Here is a 14,598-nt window from a genome sequence, read left to right as displayed (position 1 = left end):
GAAGCCAGGGGCCGGTAGATTGGTGGGTATGCCGATGATGTCGATGCTGGGTCCCGCCGAACACGCCCACACGGGCGCGTGGATCGCGTCCGTGCTGCGCGCCCGCATCGCCGGCGGACAGCTGACCCCCGGATCCAAGCTGTCCGAGCACGCGCTGTCGGCGGCGCTCGGGGTTTCCCGCAACACGCTGCGCGAGGCGTTCACGGTCCTCGCCGGGGAATCGATGGTCGACCGCATCCCCAACCGCGGCGTGTTCGTCGCCTCGCCGGGCGCGGAGGACGTGCGGGAGATCTACCGCGTGCGCCGGATGATCGAGCCGGCCGCCGTGCTGTGGGGCGAGACGACGCCGGAGGCCCTGGACGACATGGACGCCATCATCGCCCGGGCGCTCGCGGCGCGCGCCGCCGGCTCCGTCCCGGACATGGCCGACGCGAACCAATCGCTCCACCGGGCCGTGGTCGCGCTGTCGGGCAGCCAGACCCTCGAGACGCTCATGGCGCGCGTCCTGGCCCAGATGCGGCTGGTCTTCCACTCCATGGCCGCCGCCCCCGACTTCCACAGCCACTACGTGGACCGCAACGCCGAGCTGGTGGCCCGCCTGCGGGCCGGCTCGCGCGGGGAGGCGGCCGCCGGCCTGCGCTCCTACCTGGACGCGGCCGAGGCCGAGCTGCTCGGGCACCTGGAGCACGCGGGCTCCCGCGCCGCCGGATCCTGACGGCGCGCCTCCCGTCCTTCCCGTGGCCCGGCGGCCGCTAGCGACCGTCCAGGGCCGCGGCGAGGATGATTTCGGCCGCGGCGCGGGCCTCGCCGGCCGCGTCGGTGGTGCCCGAGATGGCGGCGGTCGTCTGCGCCCCCTCGGCCAACAGGGCCAACTGCGGGGCCAGCCAGCCGGGTCCGCCCGCCTCCGCCACCAGTCCGGCGAGGTACCCCCTGAAGGCGTCCTTATGGGCGCGGGCGAACCGGACCACCTCGGGCCACGTGCCCCCGAGCTCCCCGAAGACGTTGATGAAGCTGCAGCCGCGGAACGTCTCCTCGGCGAACCAGTCGGCGAGGAAGTCGTAGACCGCCAGCAGGCGCGTGCGCGGATCGGGCGCCGCCTCGACGCGCGCCGCCAACCCCCGCATCCACACCTCGTGCCGTTGCGCCAGGACGGCCACCAGCAGTTCCCGCTTGGAGGGGAACAGCCCGTAGAGCCGCTTCAGCGACACGCCCGCCGCCGTGCGAAGATCGTCCATGCCGACGGCGTGGACCCCCCGCTCGTAGAACAACCGGTCCGCCACGTCGACCAGCTGCCTCTGGTCAGGGGAAAGTTCCATGGACCCATCGTACTTGCCCGGAGAACAATCGTTCTCTAGGCTGGAGAGACTCGCGAGAACGATAGTTCTCGCTGTCCAGCGAAGGGAATCTGCAATGGGCTTCATCACGGTGGGACAAGAGAACAGCGACAAGATCGAGCTCTACTACGAGGACCACGGCGCGGGACAGCCGGTCGTGCTGATCCACGGCTACCCCCTCAACGGCGCCTCCTGGGAGAAGCAGACGGCGGCCCTCCTCGAGGCCGGGCACCGCGTCGTGACGTACGACCGCCGGGGGTTCGGCGCGTCCAGCAAGCCCACGGAGGGCTACGACTACGACACGTTCGCCGCCGACCTGAACACCGTCATGGAAGCCCTGGACCTCCGCGACGCCGTGCTGGTCGGGTTCTCCATGGGCACCGGCGAGGTGGCGCGCTACCTGTCCACCTACGGTTCCGGCAGGGTGGCCAAGGCCGCGTTCCTCGGATCGCTCGAGCCCTTCCTGCTCCAGACCGCGGACAACCCCACGGGCGTGCCGCAGTCGGTCTTCGACGGACTGGCCGAGGCGGTCACCGCAGACCGCTATGCCTTCTTCGGGCAGTTCTTCAGGGACTTCTACAACGCGGACACCTTCCTGGGCACCGACCGCCTCAGCCAGGAGGTCGTCGACGCCAGCCGGGCGGTCGCGGCCGGCTCGGGGGCGGTCGCCTCGGTGGCCGCCCAGCCGACCTGGCTCACCGACTTCCGCGGCGACGTCTCGAAGATCGACGTCCCGGCGCTGATCGTCCACGGCACGGCGGACCAGATCCTGCCCATCGACTCCACGGGCCGCGAATTCGCCAAGGCCCTTCCGGGCGCCACGTACCGCGAAATCGAGGGCGCTCCCCACGGCATGCTCTGGACGCATGCGGGCGAGGTCAACGGGATCCTTCTGGAGTTCCTGGCCCGCTGACCCGCACGACGTCGGCCGCTCCTTGGGGGGGCGGCCGCCGTCGGCGCGGATGGGTGCCGTGGACACCAACGCCGCGCGTAGCCGTGGCCACCACTGCGGCCGCGGCTACGGCTACGGCACCAGGTAGTCGCTGTCCCGCGCGTCGGTGACCAGCATGTGCCCCGGCGCGTGGCCGATGGCCAAAGCCGGGTGGGACTCCATCACGGCGGCCTGCGGCGTGACGCCGCACGCCCAGAACACCGGCAGGTGGCCCTCGGGAATCTCGACCGGCTCGCCGAAGTCGGGGCGCCCGAGGTCGGCGATGCCCAGCTCGCCGGGGTGGCCGACGTGCACGGGGGCCCCGTGCACCGCCGGGTAGCGCGAGGTGATCCGCACGGCGTCCGCGACCTGCCCCGCCGGGACCGGGCGCATCGAGACGACCAGCGGTCCGGACAGCGAGCCGGCCGGCTCGCACCGCACGTCGGTCCGGTACATCGGCACGTTCACACCCTGGTCGATGTGCGCGACGCGCACGCCGCCATCCTGCAGCGCCGCCTCGAAGGTGAAGCTGCAGCCGACGATGAACGTGACCAGGTCCTCGCGCCAGTATCCCGTGATGTCGGTCGGCTCGTCGGCCAGCACGCCGTCGCGGTAGACCGCGTATTTCGGCACGTCGGTGCGGATGTCGCCGCCGGCGAGCAGCGCGCCGGTGGTCTCGCCGGCGTCGAGCACGCCCAGGATCGGGCACGGCTTCGGGTTGCGCTGGGCGAAGAGCAGGACGTCGAACGCCTGGGCCTGCGGCACGATGATCAGGTTGGCCTGCGCGTAGCCGCGGGAGTAGCCGGCCGTCGGGGTGACGAGTCCCCCGCGGAAGGCCTCCCGGGCGGCCGCGGGACTGAGGTCCGCTACGCCCACAGCTTCACCAGTCCCGCAATGGAGTTGTAGCCAAGGAAGAGGGTCAGCAGCCAGGTGGCGAACCCGACTCCCAGGAGCCACTTCGGGTACGCGTAGCCGTGGAGCAGGTCCCGCCGGCGCCAGGCAACCCACAGCAGCACGCCGAAGCCGACCGGGAGAATCAGGCCGTTGAAGGCGCCCGCGAAGATCAGCAGCTGCTGCGGGGCCTGCCCGAGGAAGAGGTAGACCACGGCGCAGAAGGCGATGAACGCCACGGTGATGAGGTTGCGCTTGCGTTCGGAGGTCTTGGACGTGGTGATGAAGGAGACCGAGGTGAACGCCGCTCCGATGACGGAGGTCAGGGCCGCGGCCCAGAGCACGACGCCGAAGAGCCGCATGCCGATCTCACCGGCGGCGGCACCGAACGCGTCGGCGGCCATGTTGTCGCCCGCCAGGGTGACGCCTCCGGCCACGACGCCGAGGATGGCGAGGAAGAGCAGGACGCGCATGACGCCGGTGACGATGATGCCCAGCACGGAGCTGCGGGTGATCTCGCGGACGTGCTCGACGCCGGTGGCGCCCGAGTCCAGCATGCGGTGGGCGCCGGCGTACGTGATGTAGCCGCCGACGGTGCCGCCCACCAGGGTGGTGATGATCAGGAAGTCGATCTCCTCCGGCAGGACGGTGTTCTTCAGCGCCTCGCCGAGGGGCGGGGCCGCGACGATCGCCACGTAGATCATCAGGAGGATCATGACGGCACCCAGGAGCACGACGATCCGGTCCAGGGCCATGCCGGCCCGCTTGCTGACGAACACGAGGATCGCGATGAGGGCGGAGATCGCACCGCCGATCTTCGGATCCAGGCCCATCATGGCGTTGGCGCCCAGCCCGGTGCCGGCGATGTTCCCGATGTTGAAGACGATCCCGCCGAGGAACACCAGGCCGGCGAGGAACCAGCCGATGCCCGGCAGCACCCGGTTGCCGAGCTCCTGGGCGCGCATCCCCGAGACGCCGACGACGCGCCAGACGTTCATCTGCACGGCGATGTCCACGAGGATCGAGACCAGGATGGCGAACGCGAACGCGGCGCCGATCTGCACGGTGAAGACCGTGGTCTGGGTGATGAAGCCGGGTCCGATGGCGCTCGTCGCCATGAGGAACATGGCCCCCAGGAGGGCGGTGCGCCGTCCGGAGGCACTCAGCTTCGGCTTGACGTCGGTTTCGTTGGCGCCGGTCTCTGACATGGGTCCATCCATCCGGTACGGGTGACGACTGTCACAGGGTTGTTCCAAGGAACCCTACAGGTTGTTCAACAATTTAGGCAAGGGATTGTTCAACAACCGTCCGGATGACACTGATGCCGGATGAGTCCGTGGCCGCCCGACCCGCGGGCGGCCACGGGCGTTTCGCCTAGTCCCGGGCCGCCGCGCTCAGCCGCACGACGGCGGCCGACTTCGCGCCCAGCCACAGCCCGGCACCCTGCGGCAGCGCCGAGGACGTGGCGAAGGCGACCTCGCCGGCGACACGGCGCAGCTCCACGGTCCGATCCTCTGCGGCGAGGTTGACCACCACGGCCAGCGGGCCACGGTAGAGGACCAGCCAGCGCTCGTCCTCGTCGAAGTCGACGCCTCCCGGCCAGACGGGGGCGGTCAGCGCCGGCTCGATCCGGCGCAGTGCGAGCAGCTCCCGGTACAGCGCCAGCATCCGCGCGTGGTCCCCGGAACCGGGCTCGGACCAGTCCAGCTTCGAGTTGCTGAACGTCGACTCGTCCTGCGGGTTCGGCACGACGGCGGGGTCCCACCCCATGCGCTCGAACTCCGCCAGCCGGCCCTCGGCGGTCGCCTTCCCCAGTTCGGGCTCCGGGTGGGAGGTGAAGAACTGCCACGGCGTCGACGCGGCGAACTCCTCGCCCATGAAGATCATCGGCGTGAACGGCGCGGTCAGGTTCAGCACCGCCGCCAGCGCCAGCTCGTCGTAGCCGAGGGACGCGGTCAGCCGGTCGCCGGCCGCGCGGTTGCCGATCTGGTCGTGGTTCTGTGTGCAGACCACGAGCTGCCGCGGCTCGACGCGCCCCAGGTCGATGGGCCGGCCGTGGCGCCGCCCCCGGAAGGAGGACCAGGCGTCGTCGTGGAAGAAGCCCGCGGTGAGGACCTTCGCGAGGGCCCCGACGGACTCGAAGTCCGCGTAGTAGCCCTCCGTCTCGCCCGTGAGGTTCACGTGCACCGCGTGGTGGAAGTCGTCGCTCCACTGGCCCTCGAGCCCGTAGCCGTTCACGTCGCGGGGCTGGATGAGCCGGTCGTTGTTGAGGTCGGACTCCGCGATCAGGAACAGGTCCCGGCCGGTTTCCTCGGCCAGTTCCTCCGTGGCGGCGGCGAGCTCCTCCAGCAGGTGCACCGCGCGCTCGTCCTTCAGCGCGTGCACCGCGTCCAGGCGCAGCCCGTCCACGCGGTAGTCGCGCATCCACATCAGCGCGTTCTCGACGATGTAGGACCGGACCTCGTCCGATCCGGGGCCGTCCAGGTTCACGGAGTCGCCCCACGTGTTCGCGTTGCCCTGCGTGAGGTACGGGCCGAACCGCGGCAGGTAGTTCCCGCTGGGGCCGAGGTGGTTGTAGACGACGTCCTGGATGACGCCCAGCCCGTGGCGGTGGGCCGCGTCGACGAACCGCTGGTACGCCGCGGGCCCGCCGTAGGTCTCCTGGACCGCGTACCAGAGCACGCCGTCGTAGCCCCAGTTGTGGGTGCCGTTGAACGCGTTGACCGGGAGCAGCTCCACGAACGCCACGCCGAGGTCCGCCAGGTACCCCAGGCGCTCCGCCGCGGCGTCGAGCGTCCCCTCGGGGGTGAAGGTGCCCAGGTGGAGCTCGTAGATCGCGCCCCCGTCCAGGCCCGGCGAGACCCACCCCTCGTCGCCCCACTGGTGCGCGGCGGCGTCGAACGTGCGGGACAGCCCGTGCACGCCGTCCGGCTGGCGGCGGGACCGCGGGTCCGGGAGCGGTTCCTCGGCGCCGTCGATCAGGTAGCCGTAGTCCACCTCGCCCGCGGGTGCGGCGGCGGCCGGCGTCCACCAGCCGCCCCCGGCCTCGCGGAGGGGGATCGGGTCCCCGCCGGCCAGGAGCGAGACCCGGCCCGCGTCCGGCGCCCAGACGTCGAACGGCTTCCTCATCGTGCGTCCTCCTTCACCAGCAGCGCGGCCGGATAGGTTTCGAAGACCTCGCGGGCGGGGATCCGGCCGTCGCAGGACAGCTCCCGGCCCGTGATGACGTCCCGGTAGGTGCCGGGGTCGAGCAGCACGGCGGTGTCCCGCCAGCCGCCCGCGCGCTCGAGGCCCAGCGGCAGGCGGGTGACCAGCGTGATCGCCCCGCCGCGGTCGAACGCGAACAGGTGCTCTGCGGCCTCGCCCTCGACGGCGACCGCCTCGTAGCCCTCGAAGAACTCGGGGCGGGCGCGCTTGAGCCGCAGGGCGCGGCTGATCAGCAGCATCTTCGCCGCGGCGTCGTTCGCGACCGCGGGCGGCTCAGCCTCCCGCAGGGCGTCCAGGCGTTCCGCGCGGGCCGCGAAGTCCACGGGCCGGCGGTTGTCCGGGTCCACCAGCGAGTGGTCCCAGCGCTCCGTGCCCTGGTAGACGTCGGGGACGCCGGGCATGGTGAGCTGGACCAGCTTGGCCGACAGGGAGTTGGAGCGGCCGGCGGGCGTGATCCGGTCGACGAGCCCGTTGACGATCCGGTTGACCTCGGGGTGGTCGAACGCCGCGTCGACGGCGGCGTGCAGGCCCTCCTCGAACTCGGCGTCGGGCGCGGTCCAGCTGGTGCTGTTGCCGGCCTCGCGGGCCGCCTTCTCGGCGTAGGCGTGGGCCCGCTCGCGGGAGATCGGCCAAGAGCCGACGGAGGCCTGCCACAGCAGGTCCGCGAACGGCAGGTCGCCCAGCGGCGCCAGCGCGTCCAGCGCGGCGAAGACCTCGGCCCACTCCCCGGGCGTCTCGGAGAGCACGCTGATGCGGGCGCGCGTGTCCTCGCTGCGCTTGGTGTCGTGCGTGGACAGCGTCGTCATGGACAGCGGCTGCCCGAGCTGCCGGGCGGCGAACTTGGTGTGCAGGTCGAACGGCTCGATCGCGAACACGGACGGGTCCGCGCCGACCTCGTTGAGCGACGTCAGGCGCGTGAAGCGGTAGAACGCGGTGTCTTCCACGCCCTTGGCCATCACCATGCCGGAGGTCTGCTGGAAGCGCGTCGCCAGTTCCGTCTCGCCGTCCGCGGCGGCCAACAGCGGGTGCAGCGCCGTGAGGGTCTCGGCGAGGTCCGGGCGGTGGACGCGCGCCGCGATGATCGCCTCCTCGAGGTGCTCCGCGCCGACGGGCAGGTAGCTGCGGTAGACCGGGAAGCAGCTGAGCACCTCGGCCAGCGCATCGGCCGCGGCGTCGGGATCCAGCCCGGATCCGGCCGGGATGAGCCGGGTCAGCCGCAGGACCTCGGACCGCAGCAGGCCGTCGGCGATCGCCCGCTTGGTGTCGTGGATCATCGGCGCGTAGCGCTCGCGCGGCGCCACCTCGCTGAGGATCTCGCGGCCCGCGGGGTCCACGAACAACCGGTCGACGTCGGCCAGCGCGTCGTAGCCGGTGGTGCCCTCGCACGCCCAGTTCTCGGGCAGCTTCTCCCCCGGCTCGAGGATCTTCTCCACCAGCACGTAGGCGCCGCCGGTCAGTTCGCGGAGCCGCTCCAGGTACCCGGCCGGGTCGGCCAGCCCGTCCGGGTGGTCGATGCGCAGCCCGTCGACGAGGCCCTCGTCGAACCAGCGCTTGATCTCGGCGTGCGTCTCGTCGAAGACCCAATCCACCTCCACGCGCACGCCGGCGAGCGTGGTGACGCCGAAGAACCTGCGGTAGTTCAGCTCGCTGTCGGCGCGGCGCCAGTTGACCAGCTCGTAGTGCTGCCGCCCGTGCACGGCCCGCGGATCCTCGCCCGCGGAGGCCGTGCCCGGCGCCACGGGGAGCCGGTGGTCGTAGTAGTGCAGCTCGAAGCCGGCGTCCGCGGGCTCCAGGCGCAGCTGGGCGTGCTCGTCGTCGCCGTCGCCGAGGATCGGCAGGCGGAGTTTGCCGCCGGCCGCGTCCCAGTCGACGTCGAAGGCCTCGGCGTAGCGCGAGGAGCGGCCGCCCTTCAGCAGGTCCCACCACCACGGGTTCTGCGACGGCGTCGCAATGCCCATGTGGTTCGGGACGATGTCCACCAGCACGCCGAGGTCCGCGGCGCGCGCGGCGGCGGAAAGGGCCCGCAGGCCCTCGATGCCGCCGCGCGCCGGGTCCACGCGGGTCGGGTCGGTCACGTCGTAGCCGTGGTCGGAGCCCTCCTCCGCGGTGAGGATCGGCGACAGGTAGATCCAGTCGACGCCGAGGTCGCGCAGGTAGGGCACGACGGCGGCGGCGTCGAACAGCGTGAAGCCGGGCCGGATCTGCAGCCGGTACGTCGACAGCGGGTGCCTCATGCGGAGGTTTCCCGGTTCTTCGCGCCGGCCAGCGCCGCCAGCGAGGCGGCCACCGAGTGGTCCGGGTCCGCGTCGTCCTGCTCGTGGGCCCGCAGGACCAGCATGGAGCGCCCGACGACGGTCACCTTGCTGCCGGCCGCCACCGGCTCGGCGTCGGCGTACGCCCCGGCCGTATCGATGACCTGGTCCCACACGGCGCCGTACTCCTCGGACGGCAGGGCGAACTCGACGTCCTCGTGGTGCGGGTTGAAGAAGAGCAGGAAGTTCAGGTCGCGGATCTGCTGGCCGCGGCTGTCCGTCCCGGCGATGCCGTGGCCGTTGAGGAACACGCCCACGGAGGCCGCGATGTCCGCGTCCCAGTCGGCCGGCGTCATCGGCCGCCCGTCGGCGGAGAGCCACTGGATGTCGGGGAGGTCCTCGCCGTCCGCCCGCTCGACCGGCCGCCCGTCGAAGAACCGGCGGCGGCGGAAGGTCGGGTGCTCCGCGCGCAGCTTGTTCACCGCGGCCGTGAACTCCAGCAGCGGCTGGTCCAGCTCGTCCCAGTGGATCCAGCTGAGCTCGGAGTCCTGCGCGTACGTGTTGTTGTTGCCGTCCTGGGTGCGCCCCAGCTCGTCGCCGTGGGCGATCATCGGCACGCCCTGGGACAGCAGCAGCGTGGCCAGGAAGTTGCGCTGCTGGCGCGCGCGCAGCGACTGGACCTCCGGGTCGTCCGTGGGCCCCTCGGCCCCGCAGTTCCAGGAGCGGTTGTGGGATTCGCCGTCGTTGTTGTCCTCGCCGTTGGCCTCGTTGTGCTTCTCGTTGTAGGAGACCAGGTCCCGGAGCGTGAAGCCGTCGTGGGCGGTGACGAAGTTGATGGACGCGACCGGGCGGCGGCTGGAGTGCTCGTAGAGGTCGGCCGATCCGGTGATGCGGGACGCGAACTCGCCCAGCGTGGAGGGCTCTCCGCGCCAGAAGTCGCGGACCGTGTCGCGGTACTTGCCGTTCCACTCCGTCCACTGCGGCGGGAAGTTGCCCACCTGGTAGCCGCCGGGGCCAATGTCCCACGGCTCGGCGATGAGCTTGACCTGCGAGACCACCGGGTCCTGCTGGATGAGCTCGAAGAAGGTCGAGAGCTTGTCGACGTCGTAGAACTCGCGCGCCAGGGTCGAGGCCAGGTCGAAGCGGAAGCCGTCGACGTGCATCTCGGTCGCCCAGTAGCGCAGGGAATCCATGAGCAGCTGCAGGGAGTGCGGGCTGCGCACGTTCAGCGAGTTGCCGGTGCCGGTGTAGTCCATGTAGTACCGCTTGTCGTCGTCCATCAGGCGGTAGTAGGACTGGTTGTCGATGCCGCGGAAGGACAGCGTCGGGCCCAGGTGGTTGCCCTCGGCGGTGTGGTTGTAGACGACGTCGAGGATGACCTCGATGCCGGCCAGGTGCAGCGTGCGCACCATGGCCTTGAACTCCTGGACCTGCTGGCCGGTCTGGCCGGTGGAGCTGTAGGTGTTCTGCGGCGCGAAGAAGCCGATGGTGTTGTAGCCCCAGTAGTTGGAGAGCCCCTGGTCCTGCAGCGTGCTGTCGTTGACGAACTGGTGCACGGGCATCAGCTCGATCGCGGTGACGCCGAGCTTCTGCAGGTGCGCGATCACCGACGGGTGCGCGACGCCTGCGTACGTCCCGCGCTGTTCCTCGGGGACGTCGGGGTGGAGCTCGGTGAGGCCCTTGACGTGCGCCTCGTAGATGACCGACTGGTGGTAGGGCGTCTTGGGCTTGCGGTCGCCGTCCCAGTCGAAGAAGGGGCTGACGACGACGCCGAGCATCATGTGCGGGGCCGAGTCGTCGTCGTTGCGGGAGTCCTCGTCGCCGAAGTGGTAGCCGAAGAGCGCGGGATCCCAGTCGATCTCCCCGTGGACGGCCTTGGCGTACGGGTCCAGCAGCAGCTTGTTGGGGTTGCAGCGGTGCCCGTTCTCCGGGTCGTTGGGCCCGTCCACGCGGAAGCCGTACTTCTGCCCGGGGATGGTCTGCGGGAGGTAGCAGTGCCAGACGAAGCCGTCGACCTCGACCATCTCGATGCGGGTCTCCTGACCCTCGTCGTCGAACAGGCAGAGCGTGACGGACTCGGCGACCTCGCTGAAGAGGGCGAAATTGGTGCCGTTGCCGTCATAGGTGGCGCCCAGCGGGTAGGCGTCTCCGGGCCAAACTTCCATGACATCTCCTTGACCGAGGCACCGCTTCGTGGTGCCTGTGATAAACGGGCGTGGCTGTGTGTTTCCCGGCTCAACGATATAGGGCGCCGCGGCCGCCGGGAGCCACCTGCGGTGTGGCGTCCCGGGAAGGCACCTGGACCCGGGCGCTCGGATCCGCGCGTCTAGACCCAGGGGACCAGTCCCTGGGAGTGCTCGAAGACCAGCGAGGTCTGCGTGGAGGCGACGGCGGGATTCGCGGACAGGTTGTCCAGCACGAACTGGCGCACGTCGTTGGAGTCCTTCACGGCCACGTGGATGAGGAAGTCGTCCGTGCCGCCGAGGAAGAACAGCTGGGTCACACCCGGCTTGGCGCGGATCTCCTCCGCGAAGGAGGACATCAGGTGGCGGGCACCGGCGCGGATGCGGACGAAGATCAGGGCCTCCAGGGCGTGGCCGAGCACCTCCGGGTCGATGTCCAGCGTGAACCTGCGGATGACCCCCGATGCGCGCAGCGCCGTCACCCGCGCCAGGCACGTCGACGGGGCTATGCCGAGCTCCTCGGCGAGCGAGGAGTTGGTGCGCCGGGCGTTCTCGGACAGCATGCGCAGCAGCCCCCGGTCGATCTCGTCGAGCTCGACCCGGCGGTGCCGAAGATTTTTCGCTGTGGCCGCCATCACAAACCCCTTACCCCGCAACACCTCATCGAATGGAGGCATTCTACCGAAGATTATTCCGCGTAACATCCCTGAAACCGCAGAAAACCCTACGCTGGTGGGGAGAGATGCGCACGGGGCCGCGGCGGAGGCCACCGCACGCCGCCCCGGCACCCACCCGCACGAAACCCACACCACACCCACGGTTCAGGAGTCCCAGATGATCATCGGCGTCCCGAAGGAAATCAAGAACAACGAGTTCCGGGTGGCCATCACGCCGGCCGGCGTGTCCGAGTTCGTGGCCCGCGGCCACGAGGTGGTCGTCGAGGCCGGCGCCGGCGTCGGCTCCGGCATCCCCGACGAGGTCTACGTGGGGGCGGGCGCGCGCATCGCGGCGGACGCCGACGCCACGTGGGACGCGGCCGAACTGGTGCTCAAGGTCAAGGAGCCCATCGCGGACGAGTACCACCGGATGAAGCCGGGCCAGATCCTCTTCACCTACCTGCACCTCGCCGCGTCGCGCGAGTGCACGGAGGCACTGGTCCGGGCCGGCACCACCGCGATCGCCTACGAGACTGTCACCGCGGGCCGGGGCCTGCCGCTCCTGGCCCCGATGTCCGAGGTCGCCGGGCGGCTCGCCGCCCAGATCGGCGCCGTGCACCTGCAGCAGCCCAACGGCGGCGCGGGCATCCTCATGGGCGGCGTGCCCGGCACGCGTCCGGCGAAGGTCGTCGTCATCGGCGGCGGCGTCGCCGGCGAGAACTCCGCCGTCGTCGCGGCGGGCATGGGGGCCGACGTCACCATCATCGACATCAACCTGGCCCGGCTCAAGGAGATCGACACGGCCCACCAGGGGCGCATCAAGACGCTCGCGTCCTCCCCCTTCACCATCGCCGGCGAGGTCGCGGCAGCCGACCTCGTCATCGGCTCCGTGTTGATCCCCGGCGCAGCGGCCCCGAAGCTGGTCACCCGGGAGATGGTGGCGCAGATGCGCCCCGGCTCCGTGCTGGTGGACATCGCGATCGACCAGGGGGGTTGCTTCGAGGGCTCCCGCCCCACCACGCACGCCGACCCGATCTTCAAGGTCCACGACGCCGTGTACTACTGCGTCGCCAACATGCCCGGCGCCGTGCCGCAGACCGCCACGGCGGCGCTGACCAACGCGACGCTCCCCTACGCCCTGCGCATCGCCTCCAAGGGCTGGAGGCAGGCCCTCCGCGAGGACGCCGGACTGGCCAACGGCCTGAACGTGCACGCCGGCAAGGTCACGTTCGCCTCCGTCGCGCAGGAGTTCGGCCTGGAGCACCTCGCGACGGAGTCGCTGCTCGCGGGCGCCGCCGTCTAGTCCCCGCGGCCCGGTGGTCGGCCCTGGCGCCGCCGGTGCCGGATCCACGCGGCCGTCGCCACGCCGACCACGACGGCGCCGGCCGCGATCCACTGCCAGCCCAGCGCCAGCCACGCGTAGAAGACGGCCATGCCCACGGTCGCGTAGATCAGCGCCCAGAGCAGGCATCCGAGCACGACGGCGGGAAGGTAGCGCGCCAGGGGCATCCGGGAGATCCCCGCGCTCGCGTTGACGGCGGTTTGGACGCCAATGGTCAGGAACGACACGGGCACCGCGAGGATGCCCCAGCGGTCCATAAGGCGCCGGGCGCGCAGGTACACCGGGCCCTCGAGGAGATGCTCGAACCGGGAGTTCCGCACGCCGGCGGCGAGGCCCCGCCCGATCCAGTAGGTGGAGTTGGCGCGCAGCATCGCCCCCGCGAAGAGGAACGCGAACGTCCAGCCGAAGGGGGCGTCGCGGATCCAGTCCATGCCCCCACGGTAGCCGCCCGCCGGTTCGGCGGCCCCGGCCGCTACGGGACGGACTTGATGCGGTAGACCAGCGCGGCGCCGGCGAGGCCGATCGCGGCCGCCAGGACGAAAAGCGCGGTGTAGCCGCCGAGGAACCGCACGGCGAGCAGGGCCAGCGCGGGCGCCACCACCTGAGGCAGGGCCGCGGCGATGTTGATGACGCCCATGTCCTTGCCGCGCGCGGCGGCGGAGGGCAACACCTGGGTCAGGAGCGCGAAGTCCACGGCCAGGTACGCACCGAAGCCGACGCCGAGGACCGCGGCGCCGACCATCGCGCCCGGCCAGACCGGGAAGAACGCCATGATGAGCGCCGCGCACGCGATGACGGCCGAGGAGCCGGCGACGAACACGCGCCGCTTGCCGACCCGGTCGCTCCAGCGCCCCGCCACGACGGTCGTCACAATGACCATCAGCGCGTACAGGCCCGTGAGCACCAGGACGCCACCGGCCGGGTCCGGGTGCCGGATCACGTCCGTGAGGAAGAACAGCAGGTAGACGATGGTCAGCTGGTTGCCCACGAACATCAGGAAGCGGGTCAGCCACGCCCAGCCAAAGTCCGGGTGGGCCGCCGGGCTGATCCAGAAGCCGCGGACGAACTCGCCGAACCGGAACCGCGCGCGAGCGCCCCGCGGCAGCGCCGGGTCGTCGGCGCGGAGGAGGTAGGGCACGACCGAGAGCAGCAGCGCGGCGGCGCACAACCAGTACCCGAGCGCGATGTTTCCGAAGATGACGAACGCGATCACCGACCCGAGCAGGATGCCCAGCGTCTGGCCCATGGCCGCCAGGCCGCCCACCTGGCCGCGCTGGAAGACGGGGACCCGGTCCGGGACCGCGGCGGTGATGGTGGCGTACGCCGCGTTGGCTCCGGCCTGCATCAGGCACCAGCCGAGCACCAGCATGCCGACGGCGGTGGAGCCGGAGAGCATGAGCAGCGCCGCGGTGCCGAGGACGGCCCCGCCGAGGATCCACGGCGAGCGCCGCCCCAGGGGGGAGACGGTGCGGTCCGAGAGGGCGCCGAACAGCGGGTTGACCACCAGCGACACGGTAGCGCCGCACGCGGTCACCAGCGTCAGGATGGCCTCCTTGCCGCCCTCGTCGATGGCCGTGGCCTGCAGCCCGAGCAGCACGTTGATGGGCGCGAAGAAGGCGACGTTGATGCCCACGTTCACGAGCACGACGCCGGTGACCCAGCGGGGCCCGACCCGCCGCGTCGGCTCGGCCAGGGCTTCCTCGACGCCCGCAGCGGGCGCCTCGGTCATGCGGCCAGCGCCTGCAGCAGTCCGGCGCCCGTCGTCGCGACGAGGGCGATGGCGAGCAGCCAGGTCAGGGGTT

At 71.2% G+C, this 14,598-nt stretch carries 12 protein-coding genes; 3 read left to right on the top strand and 9 right to left on the bottom strand.

The genetic code is table 11. The annotated features are described in order from the left end of the window. Nucleotides 1-34: 34 nt before the first annotated feature. A complete protein-coding gene (locus tag ACETWP_RS03875) occupies nucleotides 35-715 on the top strand; it encodes a GntR family transcriptional regulator (RefSeq protein ID WP_373971019.1) in 681 nt (226 codons plus the stop codon). 37 nt (nucleotides 716-752) lie between these two features. Here ACETWP_RS03875 and ACETWP_RS03870 read toward each other — a convergent pair whose 3' ends face one another. Further along, nucleotides 753-1,316, bottom strand: coding sequence for a TetR/AcrR family transcriptional regulator (locus ACETWP_RS03870; protein WP_373970880.1), 564 nt, complete (start codon nucleotides 1,314-1,316; stop codon nucleotides 753-755). A gap of 94 nt (nucleotides 1,317-1,410) precedes the next feature. Between ACETWP_RS03870 and ACETWP_RS03865 the strand changes: the two genes are divergently transcribed. Further along, nucleotides 1,411-2,247, top strand: a complete 837-nt coding sequence (locus ACETWP_RS03865) for an alpha/beta fold hydrolase (protein ID WP_373970879.1) — start codon at nucleotides 1,411-1,413, stop codon at nucleotides 2,245-2,247. 111 nt (nucleotides 2,248-2,358) lie between these two features. On the opposite strand, the gene ACETWP_RS03860 is transcribed toward ACETWP_RS03865, so the two are convergent. The 6 genes from ACETWP_RS03860 to ACETWP_RS03835 form a co-directional block, all read right to left on the bottom strand. Next, on the bottom strand, nucleotides 2,359-3,141 hold the full coding sequence (locus ACETWP_RS03860) for a putative hydro-lyase (RefSeq protein WP_373970878.1): 783 nt from the start codon (nucleotides 3,139-3,141) through the stop codon (nucleotides 2,359-2,361). Beyond that, nucleotides 3,132-4,364, bottom strand: a complete 1,233-nt coding sequence (locus ACETWP_RS03855) for an NRAMP family divalent metal transporter (protein ID WP_373970877.1) — start codon at nucleotides 4,362-4,364, stop codon at nucleotides 3,132-3,134. The genes ACETWP_RS03860 and ACETWP_RS03855 overlap by 10 nt, the downstream gene beginning before the upstream one ends. A 166-nt stretch (nucleotides 4,365-4,530) precedes the next feature. After that, entirely contained in the window at nucleotides 4,531-6,285 is a 1,755-nt protein-coding gene (gene treZ / locus ACETWP_RS03850; protein ID WP_373970876.1) for a malto-oligosyltrehalose trehalohydrolase, read from the bottom strand. Continuing rightward, entirely contained in the window at nucleotides 6,282-8,597 is a 2,316-nt protein-coding gene (gene treY, locus ACETWP_RS03845; protein ID WP_373970875.1) for a malto-oligosyltrehalose synthase, read from the bottom strand. The genes treZ and treY overlap by 4 nt, the downstream gene beginning before the upstream one ends. Beyond that, on the bottom strand, nucleotides 8,594-10,780 hold the full coding sequence (gene glgX / locus ACETWP_RS03840) for a glycogen debranching protein GlgX (protein WP_373970874.1): 2,187 nt from the start codon (nucleotides 10,778-10,780) through the stop codon (nucleotides 8,594-8,596). Before glgX ends, treY begins: the two co-directional genes overlap by 4 nt. Before the next feature lie 161 nt (nucleotides 10,781-10,941). Continuing rightward, entirely contained in the window at nucleotides 10,942-11,433 is a 492-nt protein-coding gene (locus ACETWP_RS03835; RefSeq protein WP_373970873.1) for an Lrp/AsnC family transcriptional regulator, read from the bottom strand. Nucleotides 11,434-11,632: 199 nt separating this feature from the next. Here ACETWP_RS03835 and ald point away from each other — a divergent pair, with 199 nt between their 5' ends. Then, entirely contained in the window at nucleotides 11,633-12,757 is a 1,125-nt protein-coding gene (gene ald / locus ACETWP_RS03830) for an alanine dehydrogenase (RefSeq protein WP_373971018.1), read from the top strand. Here ald and ACETWP_RS03825 read toward each other — a convergent pair. Together ACETWP_RS03825 and ACETWP_RS03820 are read right to left on the bottom strand one after the other, a co-directional pair. After that, a complete protein-coding gene (locus ACETWP_RS03825; protein ID WP_373970872.1) occupies nucleotides 12,754-13,227 on the bottom strand; it encodes a DedA family protein in 474 nt (157 codons plus the stop codon). The two genes, ald and ACETWP_RS03825, sit on opposite strands and share 4 nt — an antisense overlap. Nucleotides 13,228-13,268: 41 nt before the next feature. Then, nucleotides 13,269-14,525 carry an MFS transporter gene (locus tag ACETWP_RS03820; RefSeq protein ID WP_373970871.1) on the bottom strand — a complete coding sequence of 419 codons (1,257 nt, stop codon included), beginning with the start codon at nucleotides 14,523-14,525 and terminating at the stop codon, nucleotides 13,269-13,271. Nucleotides 14,526-14,598 lie beyond the last annotated feature (73 nt).

Origin of the sequence: Arthrobacter halodurans (assembly GCF_041877255.1) — a bacterium.
GTDB classification, from domain to species: Bacteria; Actinomycetota; Actinomycetes; order Actinomycetales; family Micrococcaceae; genus Arthrobacter_N; species Arthrobacter_N halodurans.
Note: the sequence above shows the minus strand (reverse complement) of the source record. Positions and strands in the feature narration are given on the sequence as shown.

Excerpts from the sequence above, each read along its gene's own strand:
- ACETWP_RS03875 (WP_373971019.1), top strand. The coding sequence starts at position 35 with ATGATGTCGATGCTGGGTCCCGCCGAACACGCCCACACGGGCGCGTGG.
- ACETWP_RS03870 (WP_373970880.1), bottom strand. The coding sequence starts at position 1,316 with ATGGAACTTTCCCCTGACCAGAGGCAGCTGGTCGACGTGGCGGACCGG.
- ACETWP_RS03865 (WP_373970879.1), top strand. The coding sequence starts at position 1,411 with ATGGGCTTCATCACGGTGGGACAAGAGAACAGCGACAAGATCGAGCTC.
- ACETWP_RS03855 (WP_373970877.1), bottom strand. The coding sequence starts at position 4,364 with ATGTCAGAGACCGGCGCCAACGAAACCGACGTCAAGCCGAAGCTGAGT.
- treZ (WP_373970876.1), bottom strand. The coding sequence starts at position 6,285 with ATGAGGAAGCCGTTCGACGTCTGGGCGCCGGACGCGGGCCGGGTCTCG.
- treY (WP_373970875.1), bottom strand. The coding sequence starts at position 8,597 with ATGAGGCACCCGCTGTCGACGTACCGGCTGCAGATCCGGCCCGGCTTC.
- glgX (WP_373970874.1), bottom strand. The coding sequence starts at position 10,780 with ATGGAAGTTTGGCCCGGAGACGCCTACCCGCTGGGCGCCACCTATGAC.
- ACETWP_RS03835 (WP_373970873.1), bottom strand. The coding sequence starts at position 11,433 with ATGGCGGCCACAGCGAAAAATCTTCGGCACCGCCGGGTCGAGCTCGAC.
- ald (WP_373971018.1), top strand. The coding sequence starts at position 11,633 with ATGATCATCGGCGTCCCGAAGGAAATCAAGAACAACGAGTTCCGGGTG.
- ACETWP_RS03825 (WP_373970872.1), bottom strand. The coding sequence starts at position 13,227 with ATGGACTGGATCCGCGACGCCCCCTTCGGCTGGACGTTCGCGTTCCTC.
- ACETWP_RS03820 (WP_373970871.1), bottom strand. The coding sequence starts at position 14,525 with ATGACCGAGGCGCCCGCTGCGGGCGTCGAGGAAGCCCTGGCCGAGCCG.